The 19,683-nt window shown below is 67.4% G+C and carries 14 protein-coding genes; 7 read left to right on the forward strand and 7 right to left on the reverse strand.

Annotated features, from left to right (window positions below; genetic code table 11):
- The first annotated feature begins 86 nt into the window (after positions 1-86).
- Positions 87-1,766, forward strand: a complete 1,680-nt coding sequence (locus tag L593_RS05845) for a CRTAC1 family protein (RefSeq protein WP_020446016.1) — start codon at positions 87-89, stop codon at positions 1,764-1,766.
- Between the two features lie 127 nt (positions 1,767-1,893).
- Here the strand turns inward: L593_RS05845 and L593_RS05850 are convergent, their stop codons facing one another.
- Positions 1,894-3,204 carry a hypothetical protein gene (locus L593_RS05850; protein WP_020446017.1) on the reverse strand — a complete coding sequence of 437 codons (1,311 nt, stop codon included), beginning with the start codon at positions 3,202-3,204 and terminating at the stop codon, positions 1,894-1,896.
- Positions 3,205-3,326: 122 nt separating this feature from the next.
- Positions 3,327-3,653 carry a hypothetical protein gene (locus tag L593_RS05855; RefSeq protein ID WP_020446018.1) on the reverse strand — a complete coding sequence of 109 codons (327 nt, stop codon included), beginning with the start codon at positions 3,651-3,653 and terminating at the stop codon, positions 3,327-3,329.
- Positions 3,654-4,067: 414 nt separating this feature from the next.
- On the opposite strand from L593_RS05855, the gene L593_RS05860 reads away from it, so the two are divergent.
- The 5 genes from L593_RS05860 to thsA all read left to right on the forward strand — a co-directional run bounded on the left by L593_RS05860 (position 4,068) and on the right by thsA (position 14,952).
- Complete coding sequence (locus L593_RS05860) at positions 4,068-7,046, forward strand: methyl-accepting chemotaxis protein (RefSeq protein ID WP_020446019.1); 2,979 nt, start codon at positions 4,068-4,070, stop codon at positions 7,044-7,046.
- Positions 7,047-7,415: 369 nt separating this feature from the next.
- On the forward strand, positions 7,416-10,220 hold the full coding sequence (locus L593_RS05865; RefSeq protein ID WP_020446020.1) for a methyl-accepting chemotaxis protein: 2,805 nt from the start codon (positions 7,416-7,418) through the stop codon (positions 10,218-10,220).
- Positions 10,221-10,338: 118 nt separating this feature from the next.
- A complete protein-coding gene (locus L593_RS05870) occupies positions 10,339-11,196 on the forward strand; it encodes a creatininase family protein (RefSeq protein WP_020446021.1) in 858 nt (285 codons plus the stop codon).
- A gap of 208 nt (positions 11,197-11,404) precedes the next feature.
- Positions 11,405-12,568 carry a signal peptidase I gene (locus L593_RS05875; protein ID WP_020446022.1) on the forward strand — a complete coding sequence of 388 codons (1,164 nt, stop codon included), beginning with the start codon at positions 11,405-11,407 and terminating at the stop codon, positions 12,566-12,568.
- Between the two features lie 692 nt (positions 12,569-13,260).
- On the forward strand, positions 13,261-14,952 hold the full coding sequence (gene thsA, locus L593_RS05880) for a thermosome subunit alpha (RefSeq protein ID WP_394296462.1): 1,692 nt from the start codon (positions 13,261-13,263) through the stop codon (positions 14,950-14,952).
- Positions 14,953-15,246: 294 nt separating this feature from the next.
- Here the strand turns inward: thsA and L593_RS05885 are convergent, their stop codons facing one another.
- The 5 genes from L593_RS05885 to L593_RS05905 all read right to left on the reverse strand — a co-directional run bounded on the left by L593_RS05885 (position 15,247) and on the right by L593_RS05905 (position 19,006).
- Positions 15,247-15,810, reverse strand: a complete 564-nt coding sequence (locus L593_RS05885) for a GNAT family N-acetyltransferase (RefSeq protein ID WP_020446024.1) — start codon at positions 15,808-15,810, stop codon at positions 15,247-15,249.
- Between the two features lie 4 nt (positions 15,811-15,814).
- A complete protein-coding gene (locus L593_RS05890; protein ID WP_020446025.1) occupies positions 15,815-16,132 on the reverse strand; it encodes a cupin domain-containing protein in 318 nt (105 codons plus the stop codon).
- Between the two features lie 86 nt (positions 16,133-16,218).
- Positions 16,219-16,557 (reverse strand): DUF4234 domain-containing protein, encoded by a 339-nt coding sequence (locus tag L593_RS05895; protein WP_020446026.1) that lies wholly within the window; start codon positions 16,555-16,557, stop codon positions 16,219-16,221.
- Positions 16,558-16,727: 170 nt separating this feature from the next.
- Positions 16,728-18,212: an MATE family efflux transporter gene (locus tag L593_RS05900; protein ID WP_049894345.1), complete on the reverse strand. Its 1,485-nt coding sequence runs from the start codon at positions 18,210-18,212 to the stop codon at positions 16,728-16,730.
- 95 nt (positions 18,213-18,307) lie between these two features.
- Positions 18,308-19,006, reverse strand: a complete 699-nt coding sequence (locus L593_RS05905; RefSeq protein WP_020446028.1) for a TetR/AcrR family transcriptional regulator — start codon at positions 19,004-19,006, stop codon at positions 18,308-18,310.
- Between the two features lie 163 nt (positions 19,007-19,169).
- On the opposite strand from L593_RS05905, the gene L593_RS05910 reads away from it, so the two are divergent.
- Complete coding sequence (locus L593_RS05910; RefSeq protein WP_020446029.1) at positions 19,170-19,610, forward strand: acyl-CoA thioesterase; 441 nt, start codon at positions 19,170-19,172, stop codon at positions 19,608-19,610.
- Positions 19,611-19,683: the final 73 nt, after the last annotated feature.

Genomic DNA, 19,683 nt, shown 5'->3' on the forward strand with positions numbered 1-19,683 from the left:
ACCCGCGATAGGCCACTGTCGCGTCGCCCGTTACGGCCCCTGCTGGCGTCCGACACACTTATTCACGGGAGGAAGATTGATGAGGTATGCGCGTCGGGACCGGGGTCGCAGTGCTCTTCCTCGTCGTACTCACGGCCGGCTGTATCGTGAGCGTCGCGCCGGCGACCGACTCGCCGCCGCCCAGCGAGACCGAGCTCGCATTCACCGAAGTCTCCGAGGAAGTAGGACTGTCCTACGCCTCAGTCGAAGGCGGCGCCGGGAACGGAAACGACGGGATCTACGTGGGCAATCTCGACGGCGACCTCCGACAGGACGTCTTCGTGATCGGTGGGGAGCAACCTGCGCTCTACCGGAACACCGAGGACGGTCTCGAACGGTCGGACGCCCTGCCCAACGTGACGCGACTGACCGAGGACGGGGCCGGACGAATCCAGAGCGCCCTCTGGCTGGAGGACGACGGCGACGGCTACGACGAACTGCTGCTCTTCCCCCGGAACGGGACGGCGGTCTACCTCGACAACGAGGAGGGGCAGCTGGTGCACGAGAACGCTGGTTTCGAAACGCGGTACACGAATCCCGTCGGTGCCTCGACCGCCGACTACGACGGTGACGGCTGTCTCGACGTGTTCGTCGCCCAGTACGGGCTCTGGTACGATGGCAGTCCGGCAGGCTGGCACGGCGAAGACTGGCAGGAAGACAACGGGAACCCCAACGTCCTCTACCGGGGGAGCTGTGGCGACGGCTTCGAGCGTGCGACCGACGCGGGAATCGGCCCCGACGGCCGCGGCCCGCACTGGACGCTGGCGACTAGCTTCGTCGACCTCACCGGTGACGGCCATCCGGACATCCACGCCGCGAACGACTACTTCAACGACACGCTGTACGTGAACGATGGCGACGGCACCTTCACCAAGCGAACGATGGCCGGCGTCACGGATCGCAACGGGATGTCCTCGGAGATCGCGGACCTGCAGGGCGACGGCCGACCGGAGATCTTCGTCACGAACATCTTCTTCCCCGAAGAGCGGATCGTGGAACTGCCAGCCATGGAGCGACGGCTGTTCAGCAACTTCCTCAACAACAGGCTCGGGAAGCGCCTCCAGGGCAACAACATTCTCGTCGCCAACGGATCGAGCTACGACGGCGTCGGCCGCGAGGTCGGCATCGCCGAAGGCGGCTGGGGCTGGGGTACCGTGGTCGCGGACCTCGACAGCGACGGCGAGCAGGACGCCTTCCACAGCACCCAGACCGTCGTCACCTTCGACGACGACGAACCGGTCTACCCGCTGCCCGGCGTCTGGGTGCAGCAGGACGGCCAGTTCTACCGACAGGACGCCGACGAAATCGGCCTCGAGGTTGCCAACGGTCGCGGCGTCGGACAGATCGACTACGACGTGGACGGCGACGTCGACGTCGGCGTCGCGACGTACGACGAGTCCTACCGCCTCTATCGAAACGACGGCGAGCAGGGGGCCTCACTGCAGGTCCTGGTCGGCGCGGGGGAGGAGCGAACGGCCGTCGGGGCAACCGTGTACGCGACCGTCGACGGCGACACCCAGCACTACTTCGCCAACGGTCGCACGGACTTCCAGTCACAGGACAGCCCCGTGATCCACGTCGGGACCGGCAGCGATTCCGTCGTCGAGGAACTCCGGATCGTCTGGCCAGACGGGACCGAACGGACGTTCGAAGACGTCGAGACGGGACAGCGGATCCGCGTCACGCCCGCCGGGATCCAGGAGCGACTCGCCTACGACGACGAGTAAGCCGGGGCAACGCTCTCCGCTGTCCGGCGCGAGAAACGGTGCCTTCCGGCCAGGCGAACCGTGCAGTCTGCTATGCAACTCGCGCTCCCCAGCAGCACGATCGGCGGCTCCTCGAGTGCCGCGACGATCAGTCGTCGGGGCGCGGCGACGGGAGCGCCCGCTTCGAGCGGGGCGGCACGAGGTAGGTGCCCCGCCGAACGACGGTGAGGAAGTCGACGATCCCGCTGTGGTGGGCGTCGATGTCGTCGCTCCCGAGGTCGTTCATCGCCTCGCGGACCTCGACGAAGTTCGCGAGGTCGCGCTGGACGGAGGTGAAGTTCATCCCGGCGTCGAACTCGGGGTCGGAGACGTTGCCTTCCGACCGCCGGAGGATCTTCGTCTGGAACGAATCGTCTCGCGCACGAGCCGTCTTCTGTGAGTGGCCGAGCCGTCCGTGTTCGGCAGCCTTCTCCTCGAGGTTTTCGGTGTCGTCAGGGGTGATGCGGCTGTGGCCGCCGAGGTTCTCGCCAGTGTCCCCGACGTCCTCCGTGTCGTAGCTGGTACCGAACATCTGGGTGACCCGTTCCTCTTCGCTCATGTCGTACCAGCCGTCGAGGTCGATCCCCATCCGGCTGACCAACTGGGTGGTGCCCTGATCGAACGGGCCGTCCTCGATCGTGACCGCGTCCTCGGGCGGGTTCGAGTCGTCGAAGCCGGATTTGTACCCCATCGAGAGCGGTGACTCCTCCTCGATCTCGGGGTGGTCGAGTTCCTCGGCGGGGTTCCCGCGGCCGACGACGGCGGGGCGACGGCCGATCTGCTCGAAGACCGAGGAGAAGTCGCCGCCGACGTCGATGCCGTTGATCCGATCGACCTCGCCGGCGAGCGCCTCCTCGACGGCCAGCGGGATCGAGCCGAAGTCGCTGTTGAGCAAGATTGCGACGTCGGCCTCCTCGGGCGTGGCGTCCTCGTCGAGCTGGTCGATCACGTCCTCGGGTCGCTGGAGGCCGACGTCCTCGGGCAGCGACTCGTCGAAGCGATCGAAGTACGAGGGAGAATAGCCGAGCATGAAGAGGAGTCCACGGGAGAACGTGGCGCTCGTGTCGCCGCCCGTCCCGCGCTGGTAGGCCCGCTCGATCGATCGGAGCGTCTCCTCGACGGCGGTCCGCTCGTCCTCCGCCGGCGGCACCGAACCGGTGTACCGGTAGAACAGAACGAGCTGCTGTTCGGGCAAGTTCGTGTTCCCGCTCGGCGATCGTCGGAGATAGGCGTTCCAGGCGTGCTGGCGCTCGGGGAGCATCGAGAGGTCCTCGGGACCCTGTGGGAACTGCGGTTCGCCGGGATCGTCGCTGTTCGATTCTGCTTCCAGACAGGCGGCGAGCGCGCTGGCACCGCCGATGGCGACCGCGCTCCGGACGAACTCACGTCGGGGGATCGCCCGTGAGGGATCTGGTGACATGCCCACAGGCTAGTATGCGACGAATAAATGCGTGTCGTGCCAGTATTCCCCCGACGCGTGAGGGGAGCGACCCCGGAGGCAGCGGCTCGAACGCATGGGCCAGCGGTTCGAGCAGCGGCGCGTCACTCCTCCTGCGACCGATCGGTGGGCTCCACGCCTTCAAGCTTCTCCCGGTCGGGGCCGCGCAGCTGCTTGCACTGCCAGAGGACGAATCCGACGGCGAGCGCCGTGAGGCCGAGGATCACGAACACCATGGTCGCGATCACGAAGGAGGCCGTCGACTGCTCGGCGAGGAGCATCGCCACGGCGTTGAGCACGGCCATGATCGTCACGGCGATCAGGAGCATGAAGTAGTACTCCGAGTACGAGCAGACGTTGAACCAGAATCGCGGCCAGAACTCGTCTGGCTGTGAAGGGCCAGGCGTCGCCTGCGACCGATCGCTCGACATGCCACCACGTGATCGACGGCGCGTAATAAAGGCGCGGACAGGCCGTCGCGACGAGGCACCGATCACCAGGGAGCGATTCGCGCCGTGGGCGAGCGTCGTTCGGAGCCACCCAGGTGCCAGGGAGGGTGAAACGGCGTGGGCTCCACACCCTTCGGCGGCCGGCGCGATTTGCTTTCGATTCGAAAACGTACCCTCGTTCGAGGTGACACTAGGCCCGTCATACCAGCAGTCCTGGCAGCAATCTATAAGAAGAAGGAACTATCTTCCATATGAAATGCCGTCCGGAGAACTGAGTCCAGAGGGCGTGAGCGTCCACGGACGTCCGGTTCCGTAGATTTAGCGAGCCAACACCTTTAATATCCGGAGGAGGGTTCGTCTACCACATGCCATACGCGGGAGGGTCGTAACACAAAAATGACACCAAACATCTCTTCCTACCTGGTCCCGTCGTTCATCCAGCGCCGGTACACCGCGAAGTTCGTCGTCTCGATTCTCTTCGTCTTGGTGGCGATCGGGATCGTGGGGTACGTCGGGTACGCACAGGTTTCGACCATCGAGAATAGCATCGAGGGACAGATCGGGGAGGAAACCGAGAACAACCTCCGCGAAACGTCCGAACTCCAGGCCGGTTCTCTGAACGAGTGGACCACCAGGATGGAGTACCAGGCACGGCTCGTCGGACAACTCCCCGACGTGTCCGACGGGTCGCCACAGAACGCCAGGGGACGGTTGAGCGCGTACGCGTCGACGCTCGACGGGTTCTCGTCGATCCACCTCGTCCACCTCGAGGATCAGGAAGTCCTGACGTCCACGGCGGGGACGAGCGAACTCGACTCGGGGACCAGTTTCAGCGAAATCGACGAGCCCTGGGCGACTGACGGGCTCGCCCGGAACATCTCCGGTGGCCAGGTCTGGGTCTCCGACGGTGCCTACCCCTCCGTCTCGGTGCCGGGCCGACGCGTGATCGCCTTCGCCGCGCCGACACAGAACCCCGATCGCGCGGTCGTGCTGACGGCGTCCATCGACATCCGGCTCGAGCAGCTCTCGAGAGAGGGCTCGGCACGCACCACACAGATCGTCAACGAAGAGGGAGCATTCGTGCTCCAGGATAACGCCAGTGGGGCGGTCCACCTCCACGAGGAAGAGCTCTCCCAGGTCGAGCAGGCTCTCGCCGACGATACGGTGGCGTTCAGCGACCACGGCGATTCGCTGCAGGCGTACGCGCCGGTCGACGGGCCGTCCCAGGCCACCGACTGGGTCGCCGTCACCAGCGTCCCCAAAGAGGAGGCGTACGCGGTCCGTGACACGGTCGGACAGGAGGTCCGCGAGTCCGTCGGACAGCTCCTCCTCGCCATCGTCGCCGTGGCCTTCCTCTCGCTGGGCATTATGGGCTTCATCCTCGGTCGTCAGACCGTGACGCCGCTCCGACGGCTCCAGTCGAAGGCCCAGTCCATGGAGGAAGGGAACCTCGACGTCGACCTCGAGACCGGCCGCAAGGACGAGATCGGCCAGCTCTACCGCGCCTTCGACAGCATGCGTCTCTCCCTCCGCGAGCAGATCCAGGAGGCCCAGTCCGCACGCGAAGAGGCCGAGGCCGAGCGCGAGCGCATCCAGCGCATCAACAAGCAACTGGAGGCGACCGCCGACGACTACAGCGACGTCATGCAACGCGCCGCCGAGGGCGACCTCACCGCGCGGATGGCGACCACGACGGAGAACGAGGCGATGGCAGCGATCGCCGACGAGTACAACGAGATGCTCGCCGAGATCGAACAGACCATCGAGGAACTCAACGCCTTCGCCGCCGAGGTCGCGACGGCCTCCGAGCAGGTCACCGCTTCCAGCGAGGAGGTCCGCTCCGCCAGCGAGCAGATCAGCGACTCCGTCCAGGAGATTTCGGCTGGCGCCGAGCGACAGAACGACTCGCTGCAATCCGTCAATCAGGAGATGTCCGACCTCTCGACGACCACCGAGGAGATCGCCGCCTCCTCCAACGAGGTCGCCGACATCGCAGAGCGGACCGCCGAGACCGGGAAGGCAGGTCGCGACGCCGCACAGGCAGCGATCGCCTCCATGCGCGAGATCGAGGACGAGTCCAGCCGGGCAGTCGAGGAGATCAACCAGCTCGAGACGGAAGTCGGCCAGATCGACGAACTGATCGAGCGCATTCAGGAGATCTCCGACCAGACCAACATGCTCGCGCTCAACGCCAACATCGAAGCCTCTCGTTCCACCAGCGGCGAGGGCGACGGCGGCTTCGGCGTCGTCGCACAGGAGGTCAAGGAGCTCTCCCAGGACGCCAAGGACGCTGCCGAGGAGATCGAGGACAGGCTCGAGTCGATCCGGCACCAGACCCAGCGCTCCGCGGAGGAGGTCGAACAGACCAGCGAGGACGTCGACGAGGCCAGCACGCAGGTGGCCAACGCCGTCGAGGCACTCGAAGAGATCGCCGAGTACGCAGGCGAGACCAACACCGGCGTCCAGGAGATTTCCGCAGCCACCGAGGAGCAGGCCGCCTCCACCCAGGAGGTCGTCGCCATGGTCGACGAGGCCGCGACGATCAGCGAAGAGACCACCGCGGAGTCCGAGTCCGTCGCCGCGGCCGCCGAGCAGCAGACGACCGCACTGACGGAAGTGTCGAACTCCGCGAGCGACCTCTCCGAGCAGGCAGCACGCCTCTCCGAAGCCCTGGATCGCTTCGACACCGACGCAGAGCTAGAGGGCGCCGAGACTCGCATGCTCGAAGGCGAGCAAATCGACGAGGAGTCACCAGCGGGCGGTCTGGGCGACGAAGAGCTGCCCGACGGCGACCTCACCGAGGAGGAGCTACCCGAGGGCGACGAACTCGACGACGGCACCCCCGCTGAATCCGCCGACGACGTCGACGAGGACATCGACGCCTTCCAGCCTGGCGTCGAGGCCGACGAGTTCGGTGCCGACACCGCTGCTGGCCCGGAAGGCGGTGCGGACGAGCCCGCAGCGTCGCCGGCAGCGGAGCCCGACGACGCCGAGCCCGTGGAGCCGATGGATACTGACGATGCCGAGGGCGTCGACGACGCAGAACCGGACGCCGACACCGCCGCGGAGGAGACCGACCAGACCGGCGAGGACGTCTTCGACTTCGGCCAGTCCGAGGGCAGCGAGGTCGTCGGCGACCTCGACGACGAGTCCGCGGGCGCCGGTGACGACGCAGCCGAAGCAGCCGGCGACGTCGCCGACCTCGCGCTGACCGACGTCTCCGGCGTCGGCGACGCCAAGGCCGAGGCGCTCCGCGCCGCCGGCTACGAGACCGTCGCCGACCTCCGGGCGGCCAGCCAGGCCCAGCTCGCACAGGTCGAGGGCATCGGCGACGCTCTCGCCGTCGAGATCAAGGACGACGTCGGCCACGAGTAAGCGTCGGCGGGCGCGACCGTTCGAGCTGTTTCTCCTCGCGGCGGACGACGTGACGTGGCGTCGTACTGCCGGCACCGATGGATCGCCGCCCACACCGAAGGCCCGATCCGGGGCGAACGAGAACATATAACGATCCCGTCATCGGGACAGTTCGATCGGTCGAACCGGGCCTCCCCGCCATCGAGAAACCAGCGAGTGGAACAATCGCACGCAAGAGCGTGTGAGGCGGCTGTAGACCATCCTTCATCGACGATGAACATGGTTGTGATAAATTGGTAGAAACTCCCCATCAGTTCAGCAATCCAACAATTTTAATAGAGGAGGGTAGGAGGGCTTACCTATGTCAGTAGTAGGGGGTCGAACGAGCGTATGACACCGAAACTCACGTCGTATCTGCTTCCGTCATTTATACAGCGTCGGTACACCGCGAAGTTCGTCGTCTCGATTCTGTTCGTCGTCCTGGCAATCGGGATCGTGGGATACGTGGGGTACGCACAGGTCAACACGACGATCGAGGACAGCAGACAGGATACACTCAGATCCAGCGCCGAGATGCAGGCCGACTCGCTCGACGAGTGGTCCCAGTTGATGGAACAGCAGTCCCGCGCGATCGGGAACCTCGAGAACGTCGCCAACGGTGACGGCGAAGCGATCACCTCCTACGAGGCGCACCTCGACGACTACGTCGCGATACACGTGATCGACTTCTCGAACGACACCGTCGTATTCTCGACGGTCGACACCATCGAGGGGAACGATTTCGAATCCGTCGACGATCCCTGGGCGTCGGAATCGCTTCAGGAGGAGTTCTTCGGTGGCACCATGTGGATGTCCGAGGGGAGCTACGAGTCCAACGCGCTCTCGGGAACGCAGGCGATCGCGTTCGCGACGCCCACCTCGACGAACTCCGAGCGGGTCGTCGTGATCGACGCGGCGATCCAGACGCGAATCGACCAGCTTACCCAGCAGCACTCGACGCAGTCGACAGACATCGTCAACGCCGACTACCAGTACGTACTCAGCCAAAATTCCGAGACGGCCGACGGCACGATCGACGACCAGAACCAGCGGGAGGCGATCGACGCCGCCCTCGAGACCAGGAACGTTCAGTTCACCTCCAACGGGGGCGAACTGCGCGCCTACGCACCAGTCAACGGTCCGGGGACGGCCGACGACTGGGTCGCCGTGACGAGCATCCCCAAGAGCGACGCGTACGTAGTCCGGGACACCGTCGGGCAGAGCGTCCTGATGATCCTCGCCGTCGCCTTCCTCTCGCTGGGCATCATGGGCTTCGTCCTCGGTCGTCAGACCGTGACGCCGCTCCGACGGCTCCAGTCGAAGGCCCAGTCCATGGAGGAGGGCAAACTCGACGTGGACCTCGAGACCGGCCGCAAGGACGAGATCGGGCAGCTCTACAGCGCCTTCGACGACATGCGACGGTCGCTGCGCGAGCAGATCCAGGAGGCCCAGTCCGCACGCGAAGAGGCCGAGGCCGAGCGCGAGCGCATCCAGCGGATCAACATGGAGCTCGAATCGACGGCGGACGACTACTCCACGGTGATGCAGCAGGCCGCCGACGGCGACCTCACCGCACGGATGGAGACCTCGACGGACAACGACGCGATGGCGGCCATCGCGGAGGAGTACAACGAGATGCTCGCCGAGATTGAAGAGACGGTGGAGGGCCTGAACGCGTTCGCCGCGGAAGTCGCGACCGCCTCCGAGCAGGTCACCGCCTCCAGCGAGGAGGTCCGCTCTGCCAGCGAGCAGATCAGCGACTCCGTCCAGGAGATCTCCGCCGGCGCCGAACGCCAGAACGACTCCCTCCAGACCGTCAACCAGGAGATGTCCGACCTCTCGACGACCACCGAGGAGATCGCCGCCTCGTCGAACGAGGTCGCCGACATCGCGGAACAGACGGCCGAGACCGGCAGGGCTGGTCGCGACGCCGCACAGGCCGCGATCGCCTCCATGCGCGAGATCGAGGACGAGTCCAGCCGGGCGGTCGAGGAGATCGCGCAGCTCGAACAGGAGGTCTCCCAGATCGACGAACTGATCGAGCGGATTCAGGAGATCTCAGACCAGACCAACATGCTCGCGCTCAACGCCAACATCGAGGCCTCTCGCACCACCGGCGGCGAAGAGGATGGCGGCTTCGGCGTCGTGGCCCAGGAGGTCAAGGAGCTCTCCCAGGACGCCAAGGACGCTGCCGAGGAGATCGAACACCGCCTCGAGTCGATTCGCGAGCAGACCCAGCGCTCCGCGGAGGAGGTCGAACAGACCAGCGAGGACGTCGACGAGGCCAGCACGCAGGTGGCCAACGCCGTCGAGGCACTCGAAGAGATCGCCGAGTACGCAGGCGAGACCAACACCGGCGTCCAGGAAATTTCGGCTGCGACGGAGGAGCAGGCTGCCACGACCGAGGAGGTCGTCGCCATGGTCGACGAGGCCGCGACGATCAGCGAAGAGACCACCGCGGAGTCCGAGTCCGTCGCTGCGGCCGCCGAAGAGCAGACCACGGCGCTCACCGAAGTGTCGAGTTCCGCCAGCGACCTCTCCGAGCAGGCGGCCCGCCTGTCGGAGGCGCTCGATCGCTTCGACACCGACGCGGAGGTCGAGGGCGCCGAGACCCGCATGCTCGAAGGTGAGGCGCTCGAGGGCACCGGGGAAGGCGAGGAGCCGGCTGGGGAGGCCGACGACGACGGCGTCGACGACGACGTCGACGCCTTCGATCACGACGTTGCTGTCGAGGACTTCGGGGCCGACGCCGCTACGGAGCCGGAAGGCGGTGCCGACGAGCCGGCTGCCTCGCCAGCGGCGGAGCCAGCGGACGAGGCACGGGGCGACGAGGACGTCGGCACTGCGACCGACCAGACCGACGAGGCGACCGACCAGACCGGTGAGGACGTCTTCGACTTCGGCCAGGCCGAACGAAGCGACGCCGGCAGCGATCCCGGCGAGGACGACGGCGCGGGCGACGACAGTGCTGACGTCGCCGAAGGCGCGCTGACCGACGTCTCCGGCGTCGGCGACGCCAAGGCCGAGGCGCTCCGCGCCGCCGGCTACGAGACCGTCGCCGACCTCCGGGCGGCCACTCAGGCCCAGCTCGCACAGGTCGAGGGCATCGGCGACGCCCTCGCCGTCGAGATCAAGGAAGCCGTCGGCCACGAGTAAGCGCGGGCCCCGACCCGCTCGGCCGTCGAACCGCAGCGAACCGTCGAACGAACGCGGTTTCCGTTGCCAGTTCATCGCCGTCGAAAGCCATTTGCTCGCCACCAACGGATCCCCGGGTATGCACCTCGATCCAGCCACCAGCCTCGCGGCACGGCCCGCCCCGAAGATCCGGGCCGTCGCCGCCGAGCCGGGATCGATCCTCGTCGTTCCCGTCGGGAGCGTCGAGCAACACGGCGAGCACCTCCCGGTCGCAACCGACAGCCTGCTGGCGGAAGCCATCGCCCACGGCGGCGTCGCTGAGGCGAACGGTGGCGTCGCTGAGGCGACCGGCGCCGATGGTGATGCGGACGGCGCCGGTGAGGAGGCCACCGTCCCGGCACTCGTCGCGCCGGCGGTCTGGACCGGCTACTCGCCTCACCACCTGCCGTTCGGCGGCACGCTGACGCTCGGCTTCCAGCGGCTCCTCGGCGTCCTCGAGGACCTCGCGGAGAGTGGGCTCGGTGCCGGAGACGACGAGGGGTTCGACGCGATCCTCCTCGTCAACGGTCACGGCGGCAACGCTTCGCTCGTCGACGGCGCGGTGAGCACCATCGGCGTCGCCAACCCGGACGCGGAGGTCGTGGGCGTGACGTACTTCGAGCTGGCGGCAGGCCTCCTCGAGGACGTCCGAGAGAGCGATCCGGGCGGGATGGCCCACGGCGGGGAGTTCGAGACCTCCCTCATGCTGCACCTCCACCCGGACCTCGTCGGCGAGGACCAGCCCGCGGAACCGCTGGAAACGCCCTACGAGCGTGGCGGAACGGACCTGCTGGAGGGTGGACCCGTCTCGACGTACCGATCGTTCGACGCCTTCTCCGAGAGCGGCGCGATCGGCGAGCCCGAGTACGCGAGCGCCAAAGCCGGTGGGGCGATCTTCGAGTTGCTGACGGAGGAACTGGCGTCGCTGCTCGGCGAGATACACGACATCGCTCGGTAACCGCCGGAGCGCGGTGCTCGATCGGTGCGACGGTGCTCGCGACCCTGCGACGGCTATCGCGACGGGTCGGCAGTGCTCGCGTAGGGGTTCTCGGGACGACGCTGTGGTCGACCGGGCGGCGAACGGACGGGCCCAACAGGTATAACATCGAACCCCATCGTTAGGTGACAGTAATGCGCCGCGTGAGGGCCGCTGGAGGGGTCCGGCAGTGACGGCCCGCGAGTGGGCCGGGAGGATCGCCTCCGCGGTCCTGATCGTCGTGATCCTCTCGCTGGTCGTCGGCCACCTGCTCGGCACGCCGATTCTCTTGGGCTACGTTAGCTCCAACAGCATGGAGCCGACGATCGACCAGGGCGACGGGTTCGTCTCGATCCCACAGCCCCTCGCCGGCGACGTCGAGGAAGGGGACGTCGTCGTCTATCGCGCACGCGAACTCGACGGCGGCGGGCTGACCACCCACCGCGTGGTCGAGGTGACCGACGAGGGATACGTCACCAAAGGCGACAACAATCCGTTCACCGACCAGGACGGGCCCGAACCCATCGTCAGGGACGAGCAGGTCGAGGCGGAGGCCCTCCGGATCGGCGGTACCGTCGTAACCATCCCCCACCTCGGCACCGTGGTCGGTGGTATCGGCTCGGTCGCAGGCGGCGTCCGTAGCGGGCTCGCGAACACCCTCGGCCTCGGGGCGGCGACGAGCCCGCGCGGTTTCGGCCTCCTACTCGTCGGCCTCGGGCTCGCGCTGGTGGCGCTGGCCTCCGGCGGGGGCGGCCGCGGCGTCCGGGTGACCGACCGCCGGACCGACCGCGAGCACGTCATCAAACTCTGGTCGGCCGTCGGCGCGGTCGCGATCGTCGTCGTGTTGCTCGCGACCGCGGCGATGGTGATTCCGGGTGGCGTGCAGGAGTTCGGCGTCGCCAGCCAGGGGGACCCGTCCAGCGATCCGCTCTCCGTGGAGCCGGGTGGGACCGCCGAGATCGAGTATCCGGTCAACAACGCCGGCCTCGTTCCGACCGTCGCGATCGTGGAGCCCCACTCCAGCGACGTCGACGTCCAGCCCGACCGCGTGACCGTCGGCGGTCGCTCGACGGAGACCGCGACCGCGACGATCCAGGCCGCCGAACAGGAGGGGATCCACTACCGGCACGTCTCCGAGCACCGCTACATCATGGTGCTCCCGCCCGGGATGATCGAGGCCGCCCACGACGTCCATCCGGTGTTCGCCATCGTGCTGATCGATCTCGTGGTCGGCGGGCTGGTGGTGCTCGCGGGGGTCGCGTTGCTGGGGACCGACGACATCCGGGTGCGGCCCGGTGGGAGCGGGCGGCCGCTGACCGAGCAGGTGCGGCGGGCCGTCTTTCGCTGGTTCTGACGGTCGAATTCGAATGCTTCTCTTGGGAGACCAGGATTCAGCGACGTCGGTGGCACAGGTCGCACGCTAAACGTATCCGAAAGCCCCCGATCGCTCCAGTTCCGTCGGAGCAAGCTCCGACGACGTCACGCTCGCTTCGCTCGCGTGACTCGCGGGGCTCGCGGGGCTCGCTGTGCGCTTCCTTCACTCACATTCGTTCGTTCAGTCCAGTGCTTACTTCGCCCGGCTTCCCGGAGCGATCGGCCCCCTTCGATGTCCACCCAGACAGCCTCATTCCTCCCCAGCCTTCTGCGCTCCTCGGCTTCGCTTCGCTCGCCTCCGGTGCTCGGCCCTCGCACGGTGTCGGCGATTGGCTGCTCGCCCGCTTCGGGGCTCGCAGCCATCGCAAAGCGCGCGCCGACGTGGTCCACAGGAGTGGCGTGCACGTAGGAAATCAGCAGGGCGGGACTGAGCGGAATCCGTGATTCCGCGACGGTCGGGAGGCGAGCGGAGCGAGTCCCTCGGGACCGGAACGGGCCGACCGCTCGGAGGCTTCCGAGGCGGTCGACGTTAATCCAGATTCAAAGCGATTTCTGATATTTAAACCCAGTCCGTCACGGTGTAACACACCAGGCGATAGTGGTACCGTCCGGCGATCGGCGGGACCCGTGCAAAAGGTTTATATAGAATCACAATCAATCAACGCGATACCTATGTCACAGCAGATGGGCAACCAGCCGCTGATCGTACTCTCCGACGACAGCCAGCGCACGTCGGGGAAGGACGCTCAGTCGATGAACATCACGGCCGGCAAGGCCGTCTCCGAGTCCGTTCGGACCACACTCGGTCCGAAAGGGATGGACAAGATGCTCGTCGACTCCACGGGGAACGTCGTCGTCACGAACGACGGCGTCACGATCCTCAAGGAGATGGAGATCGAGCACCCCGCGGCCAACATGATCGTCGAGGTCGCGGAAACCCAGGAGAGCGAGGTCGGCGACGGGACGACCACGGCCGTGGTCGTCGCCGGTGAGCTCCTCAAGAAGGCCGAGGACCAGCTCGACCAGGAGATCCACGCCACCACGCTCGCGCAGGGCTACCGCCAGGCCGCCGAGGAGGCCAAGGACGCCCTCGAGGGCATCGCGATCGACGTCGAGGAGTCCGACACGGAGATCCTCGAGAACATCGCCGCGACGGCGATGACCGGCAAGGGCGCGGAGAACGCCCGCGACCACCTCGCCTCCCTCGTCGTGCAGGCTGTCCGCTCCGTCGCCGACGAGGAGGGCATCGACACTGAGAACATCAAGGTCGAGGACGTCGTCGGCGGCGCCATCGAGGAGTCCGAGCTCGTCGAGGGCGTGCTGATCTCGAAGGAGCGCGTCCACGACGACATGCCCTACGCCGTCGAGGACGCCAACGTCGCCGTGCTCGACGACGCGCTGGAGGTTCGCGAGACCGAGATCGACGCCGAGGTCAACGTCACCGACCCCGACCAGCTCCAGGAGTTCCTCGACCAGGAGGAAGAGCAGCTCAAGGAGATGGTCGACCAGCTCGCCGAGGCCGGCGCCGACGCCGTCTTCGCACAGGACGGCATCGACGACATGGCCCAGCACTTCCTCGCACAGGAGGGCATCCTCGCGGTCCGCCGCACGAAGTCCAGTGACGCTTCGAAGCTCGCCCGCGCGACGGGCGCCAACGTCGTCTCGAACGTCTCCGACGTCGAGGCCGACGACCTCGGCTTCGCGGGCTCGATCGCCCAGAAGGACGTCGGCGGCGACCAGCAGATCTTCGTCGAGGACGTCGAGGAGGCCAAGTCCGTCACGCTGATCCTGCGGGGCGGCACCGAGCACGTCGTCGACGAGGTCGAGCGCGCCATCGAGGACGCGCTCGGCGTCGTCCGCACCACGCTCGAGGACGGCAAGGTCGTCCCCGGCGGCGGTGCACCCGAGATCGCGGTCGGCCTCGCACTGCAGGACTTCGCCGACTCCGTCGGCGGCCGCGAGCAGATCGCCGTCGAAGCCTTCGCCGAGGCGCTGGACGTCATCCCGCGCACCCTCGCCGAGAACGCCGGTCTCGACCCGATCGACTCCATCGTCGAGCTCCGTAGCGAGCACGCCGACGGCGACTCCAACGCGGGCCTCGACGCCTACACCGGCGATGTCGCCGACCTCTCCGAGGACGGCGTCGTCGAGCCGCTGCGAGTCAAGACCCAGGCCATCGAGTCCGCCACCGAGGCGGCCGTGATGATCCTGCGCATCGACGACGTGATCGCCGCTGGCGACCTGAAGGGCGGCCAGACCGGCGACGATGACGACGACGCGGCAGGCGGTCCCGGCGGCCCCGGCGGTATGGGCGGCGGCATGGGCGGCATGGGTGGTATGGGCGGCATGGGCGGCGCGATGTGAAGTCGGTCACTGCCCACGCCTCACCACCTCGACGCCACCCGCCACGCACCGCACACTAACTGCAGCCGCGCCGAGCGTCTCCCCACTGCGCGTCGGCGCGGATCACACCCGATACGAATTTCCGTCGGCCGACCACGCTGGTCGGCCATTTTCCGTCGAACCGAACGAGGAGCCGCTGCCACAGCCGACCCCGGGCAGTTCCACCGTCGCTTCGACCCAATCCATGTTGGGAAGCGCCGGTGCCGGGCTCCGACCGGTCGCCGACCGCGACGGAGACCCCGAGCGAGAAGCGGGTTACAGGGACTTCCTGTACAGCAGCACCTCGTACTCGCGCCACTGCACCGTGTCCTCGTGCTCGAACCCGAAGCCCTCGTAGAGGCGCTGGGCGCCTTCCTGCCGTGCGGTCGTGTCGAGCACGAGCGTCGCGTAGCCGAGTTCGCGAGCGCGCTCCTCCAGGCGGTCGACGAGTCGGGTGGCGATACCGCGGCGCTGGAACTCGGGATCGACGCGCATTCGGGTGATCTCGCCCGCGGGCTCGTCCCCCGGGCGGACGATCGCGTCGGCCTGGAACGTCGCGTCGCCGACCGGCTCGAGCGCGCCCATCCCGACGATCGAGGGAGCGTCCGCCTCCGCCTGGCTGTCGCCGTCGATCTCCGCGACGAGGAAGTCGCCGCCGACGGCGACGTAGTTCGCCTCGACGTCCTCGAGGTCCTCGTCCATGCCCTCCTCGACGGCGTCCTCCGCGTAGGCGTCGACCTGCCGGAGGGCGACCTCGTTCAGTTCGCGAATCCGCGGAGCGTCGGCGGGTTCGGCACGTCGGATGACGATCTCGTCGTTGGGAGCGTCGTCCTCGGACACGGGCTCAGGGCGCACCCACGAGGACGAACTGGCTCTCTTCCTCGACGTCGATCGATCGCGTCGCCTCGGGATCGATCCGGAGGACGTCCCCCGCCTCCATCGACACGGCTTCGCCCTCGACCGTGACGGTGGCCGATCCCTCGACGAGCACGTAGACCTCTTCTTGCCCGTCCTCGGCGTGGTCGTGCTCCAGACCGCTCCAGCCCTCGTCGGCGTCGAGCACCGTGACCCCGACCTGCTCGGCGTCGAGCGCGTCCCGGAGGAAGTGCATCCCCGGTGCTGCGGGCTCGACGTCTTCGTAGTTGACGCTGTCGTAGCTCATACGGGTGCTACTCGCGCCCGATCGACCAAAGAAACTCGTGTCGCGGCGCAGCGCTGCGGGGCGGGGCGGCCCGTCGCCGCCCGGGTTCAGGCGCTCGCGGCCGTCGAGTTCACGCCGGACTGGATCAGGAACCAGGAGATCGGCGCGAAGACGATGAACAGGACGAACAGCAGGGGACCGCTCTGGTCAGTGACGGCCTCGGCGTCGTTGCAGAACTGCCAGCTCCAGTAGAGCCCCAGGAACGGGAGCAGCGAGAGGAGCGTTCGCGCCACCGGGCTGAACTCCGCGTCGGTCCCCGCCGCGAGCTGGGCGTTCGTGGAGTAGTACCAGTAGAGCCCGTAGATGCCGAAGGTGACGATGAAGAGGACGATCTGGAGGCCGAGCGATCCTTCCTCGAACGCCGAGGGATCGGTGACAGTTGGCATACAGGGGCACTGTTTGATTCTCGACTCATTAATCATTCGGCAGAACTTACCGACAGCTGTCGAGAACGAAGGCAGTTCCTACCGGCGAGAAAGCTGGACGGTTCGCTGCGGAACCGTGCTGGGGGAACGGCGAGCGCCCGGTACCTGGCCAAGTCGGCCTGGCGTCGGCGTCAGTCGTCCGCCGGTGCAGGCGACGGCTCGCCAGTCAGGTCGGCGTCGCGCCACGTGCCCCGGGTGAACCACGCGTAGGCGAGCGCCGCGGCGGCGACGTTCGAGACCGCGAACGCCAGCCAGATGCCGGTCTCGCTCATCGAACCGGCGAGCAGGTCGGCGATCGCCGTGCCCGCGAGGACGTCGGCGCTCAGGCGGCCGAAGCCGGGGACGTCGACGCCGATCGTCGAGACGTCGATCGAGCGCGAGGCGACCCACGCCAGCGGGACGCGGATGACGCCGAGCATGATGATCGCGAGCGCGGCAGCGGTGAGCGTCTTCCCCGCACCGCGGAACCCGCCGGAGTAGGCGCGCACGATCCCGATGAAGCCGAAGGTCGGCGCGACCCAGCGCAGGAAATCCGAGCCGACGCGAACGACCTCCGGATCGCTGTCGAAGACCGCGACGATCTGCGGCGCGAAGACGAACACCACGACGCCGACGCCCGCCAGGATCAGGAAGGAGATCCTCGCGGCGACGTGGTTGGCGACCGCAGCGCGGTCGGGCTTGCCGGCGCCGATGTTCTGCCCGGTCATCGTCTCCACGCCGCGGTCCAGCGCGATCGCCGGCATGAAGATCAGCGAGAAGACCCGGACGCCGACCCCGAAGGCCGCGACGATCGGCGTCGAGAACGTCCCGACGACGAACAGCATCATGTTCACCGAGATCGAGCGGCCGGTCCCCTCGACGGTCGCCGGGCCGCCGATCCTGACCAGTCGGCGGGCGTAGGTCGGATCGGGCACCATCTCGCCGAGCCGGATCTGGATGCCGTGGTAGCCCCGGAACATGATCGCGACGCCGACGCCCATCGCGACGACGCGGGAGAAGACGGTCGCGATCGCCGCGCCCTGGACGCCGAGTTCGGGGAAGGGCCCGACGCCGAAGATCAGGAACGGGTCCAGCACGACGTTGAGGAACACCGTCCCGAACATCACGAGCATCGGCGTGACCGTGTCGCCGGCCCCGCGCATGAGGTCGATGAACACGATGAAGCCGAACATCGCGAACAGCCCCAGCGACATGACCTCGAGGTAGTTCGCGGCCTGCGGTGCGACGTCCGGCCCCGCGCCGAGCGCGCGGACGAAGTCGCCGACGAAGAAGTAGCCGATCGACCCGAGGACGACCGAGAAGAGGACGGCGTAGGTCACGGTCTGGGAGGCCGCGAACTCCGCCTGCTCGTACTCCTCCGCGCCGGTGTGCTGGGCGACGAGGACGCTCCCCGCGACGGCGACGCCCATCCCCAGCGAGATGAGGAAGAAGACCAGCGGGAACCCGAAGGTGACCGCGGCGAGCGCTTCCGTGCTGTACTGGCCGAGCCAGAAGGTGTCCGCGAGGTTGTAGGCGACCTGCAGGAGGTTCGTGACGATGATCGGCGCCGAGAGGTAGAGCAGTGGCTTCCCGATCGGGCCATCGGTCAGTTCGAGGTTCTCCTGATCGCCGAACATCGCGCCGAGTTTGCCCAGGAGCGAGTCGGGCTCATCGCTGGCAGGCTCTGGAGGCCCGGATCCGCCGCTCTCGGGCGAGTCGTCGTCCGGACCGCTCACTCCTCACCCGCCTCCGATCGTCCGCCGTCGGTGAGTTGCTCGCTCGTCGGTGCCTCGGAGCCGCTCTCCGTCCGGTCGGCCCCGTCGTCGACCAGGTAGCCGTCGAGGTAGTCCTCGAGCGAGGCGAGCGCACAGTCGACCGGCGCGTCTGCGATCACGTGTCGCGCGTCCGCCCCGTCGTGAGTCACGAGGACGAACTGCGCGACGTGGGCGGGATCGGCCGAGTCTCGGTAGATCCCGGCCTCCTGGCCCGCCTCGACCAGTTCCGTGACGGTCTCCGTGACGAACGCGTCGAAGCGTGCGATCCGTTCCCGGAAGGCGTCGCTGTAGGGCGCCTGAGCCTTGATCTCCAGCATCGCCGTCCGGAACTCGCGGACGTCGTCGCTGTCCTTCGGTGGGTGGAGCACGGCCGAGAGGAAGGCGCGGAGCCGCTCGTCCGGATCGCTGGCGTCCACGTCGTCCGGTAGCGCCGCGTCGCCGTCGACGCCGTAGCCGCCGACGCGGTCGGTGAACCGGTCGTACATGTGGTCGAGGAAGGCCACGAGCAGCCCCTCCTTGTCGTCGTAGTGGTAGTGGAGGGCGGCCTTGCTCCGGTCGGACTCCTCGGCGATGTCCCGCATCGTCAGCTCCGCATACCCGTGATCGCAGAGGGCGCGAAAGGTCGCGCCCATGATGTCTGCTGCCGGATCGTCCATCACGATAACCTGACCAACCGGTCAGTCAAAAGGGTTCGGAAACCGATCCGTGCGTGCCGGTTGCTCTCTTTCTCTCCGACGAGTATTGGATCCAGTCGCTGGCGGCGGTCGGATCGCCAGCCGACCCCAAACCCTCATCACGCGACCGAGCGACAGTGCTCACATGCCAACGCTCCTGGACAGCTACATCGAGAACCGCCACCGCGTCCAGCCCAACCACGCCAACACCGTCGGGACGGCCCACGGTGGCGACGTGATGAAGTGGCTCGACGAGGTCAGCGCAATGTCGGCGATGCGTTTCGCTGGCGAGACCTGCGTCACCGCGCGCATGGACCCCATCGAGTTCCACCGGCCGATCGGCGTCGGCGACATCGCCGTCATCGAGTCCTACGTCTACGATACCGGGAACACGAGCGTCCGCGTCCGCCTGACCGCCGACCGCGAGAATCCCCGCACCGGCGAGCGCGAGCGGACCACCACCTCCCACGCCGTCTTCGTCGCCGTCGACGAGAACATGAAACCCACCAAAGTACCCGACCTCATGGTCGAGACCGAGCGCGGGGAGAACCTCCGCGCCGCGGCGCTGGAGTCCCGGGAACCCTAGTTGGCGCGCCGGCCGCCGTCGAAGACGCGACAGAGTTCCGTCCACCAGAGTTTCGGGCAACCGAACCCTCCAC

Source organism: Salinarchaeum sp. Harcht-Bsk1 (assembly GCF_000403645.1).
GTDB lineage: Archaea > Halobacteriota > Halobacteria > Halobacteriales > Salinarchaeaceae > Salinarchaeum.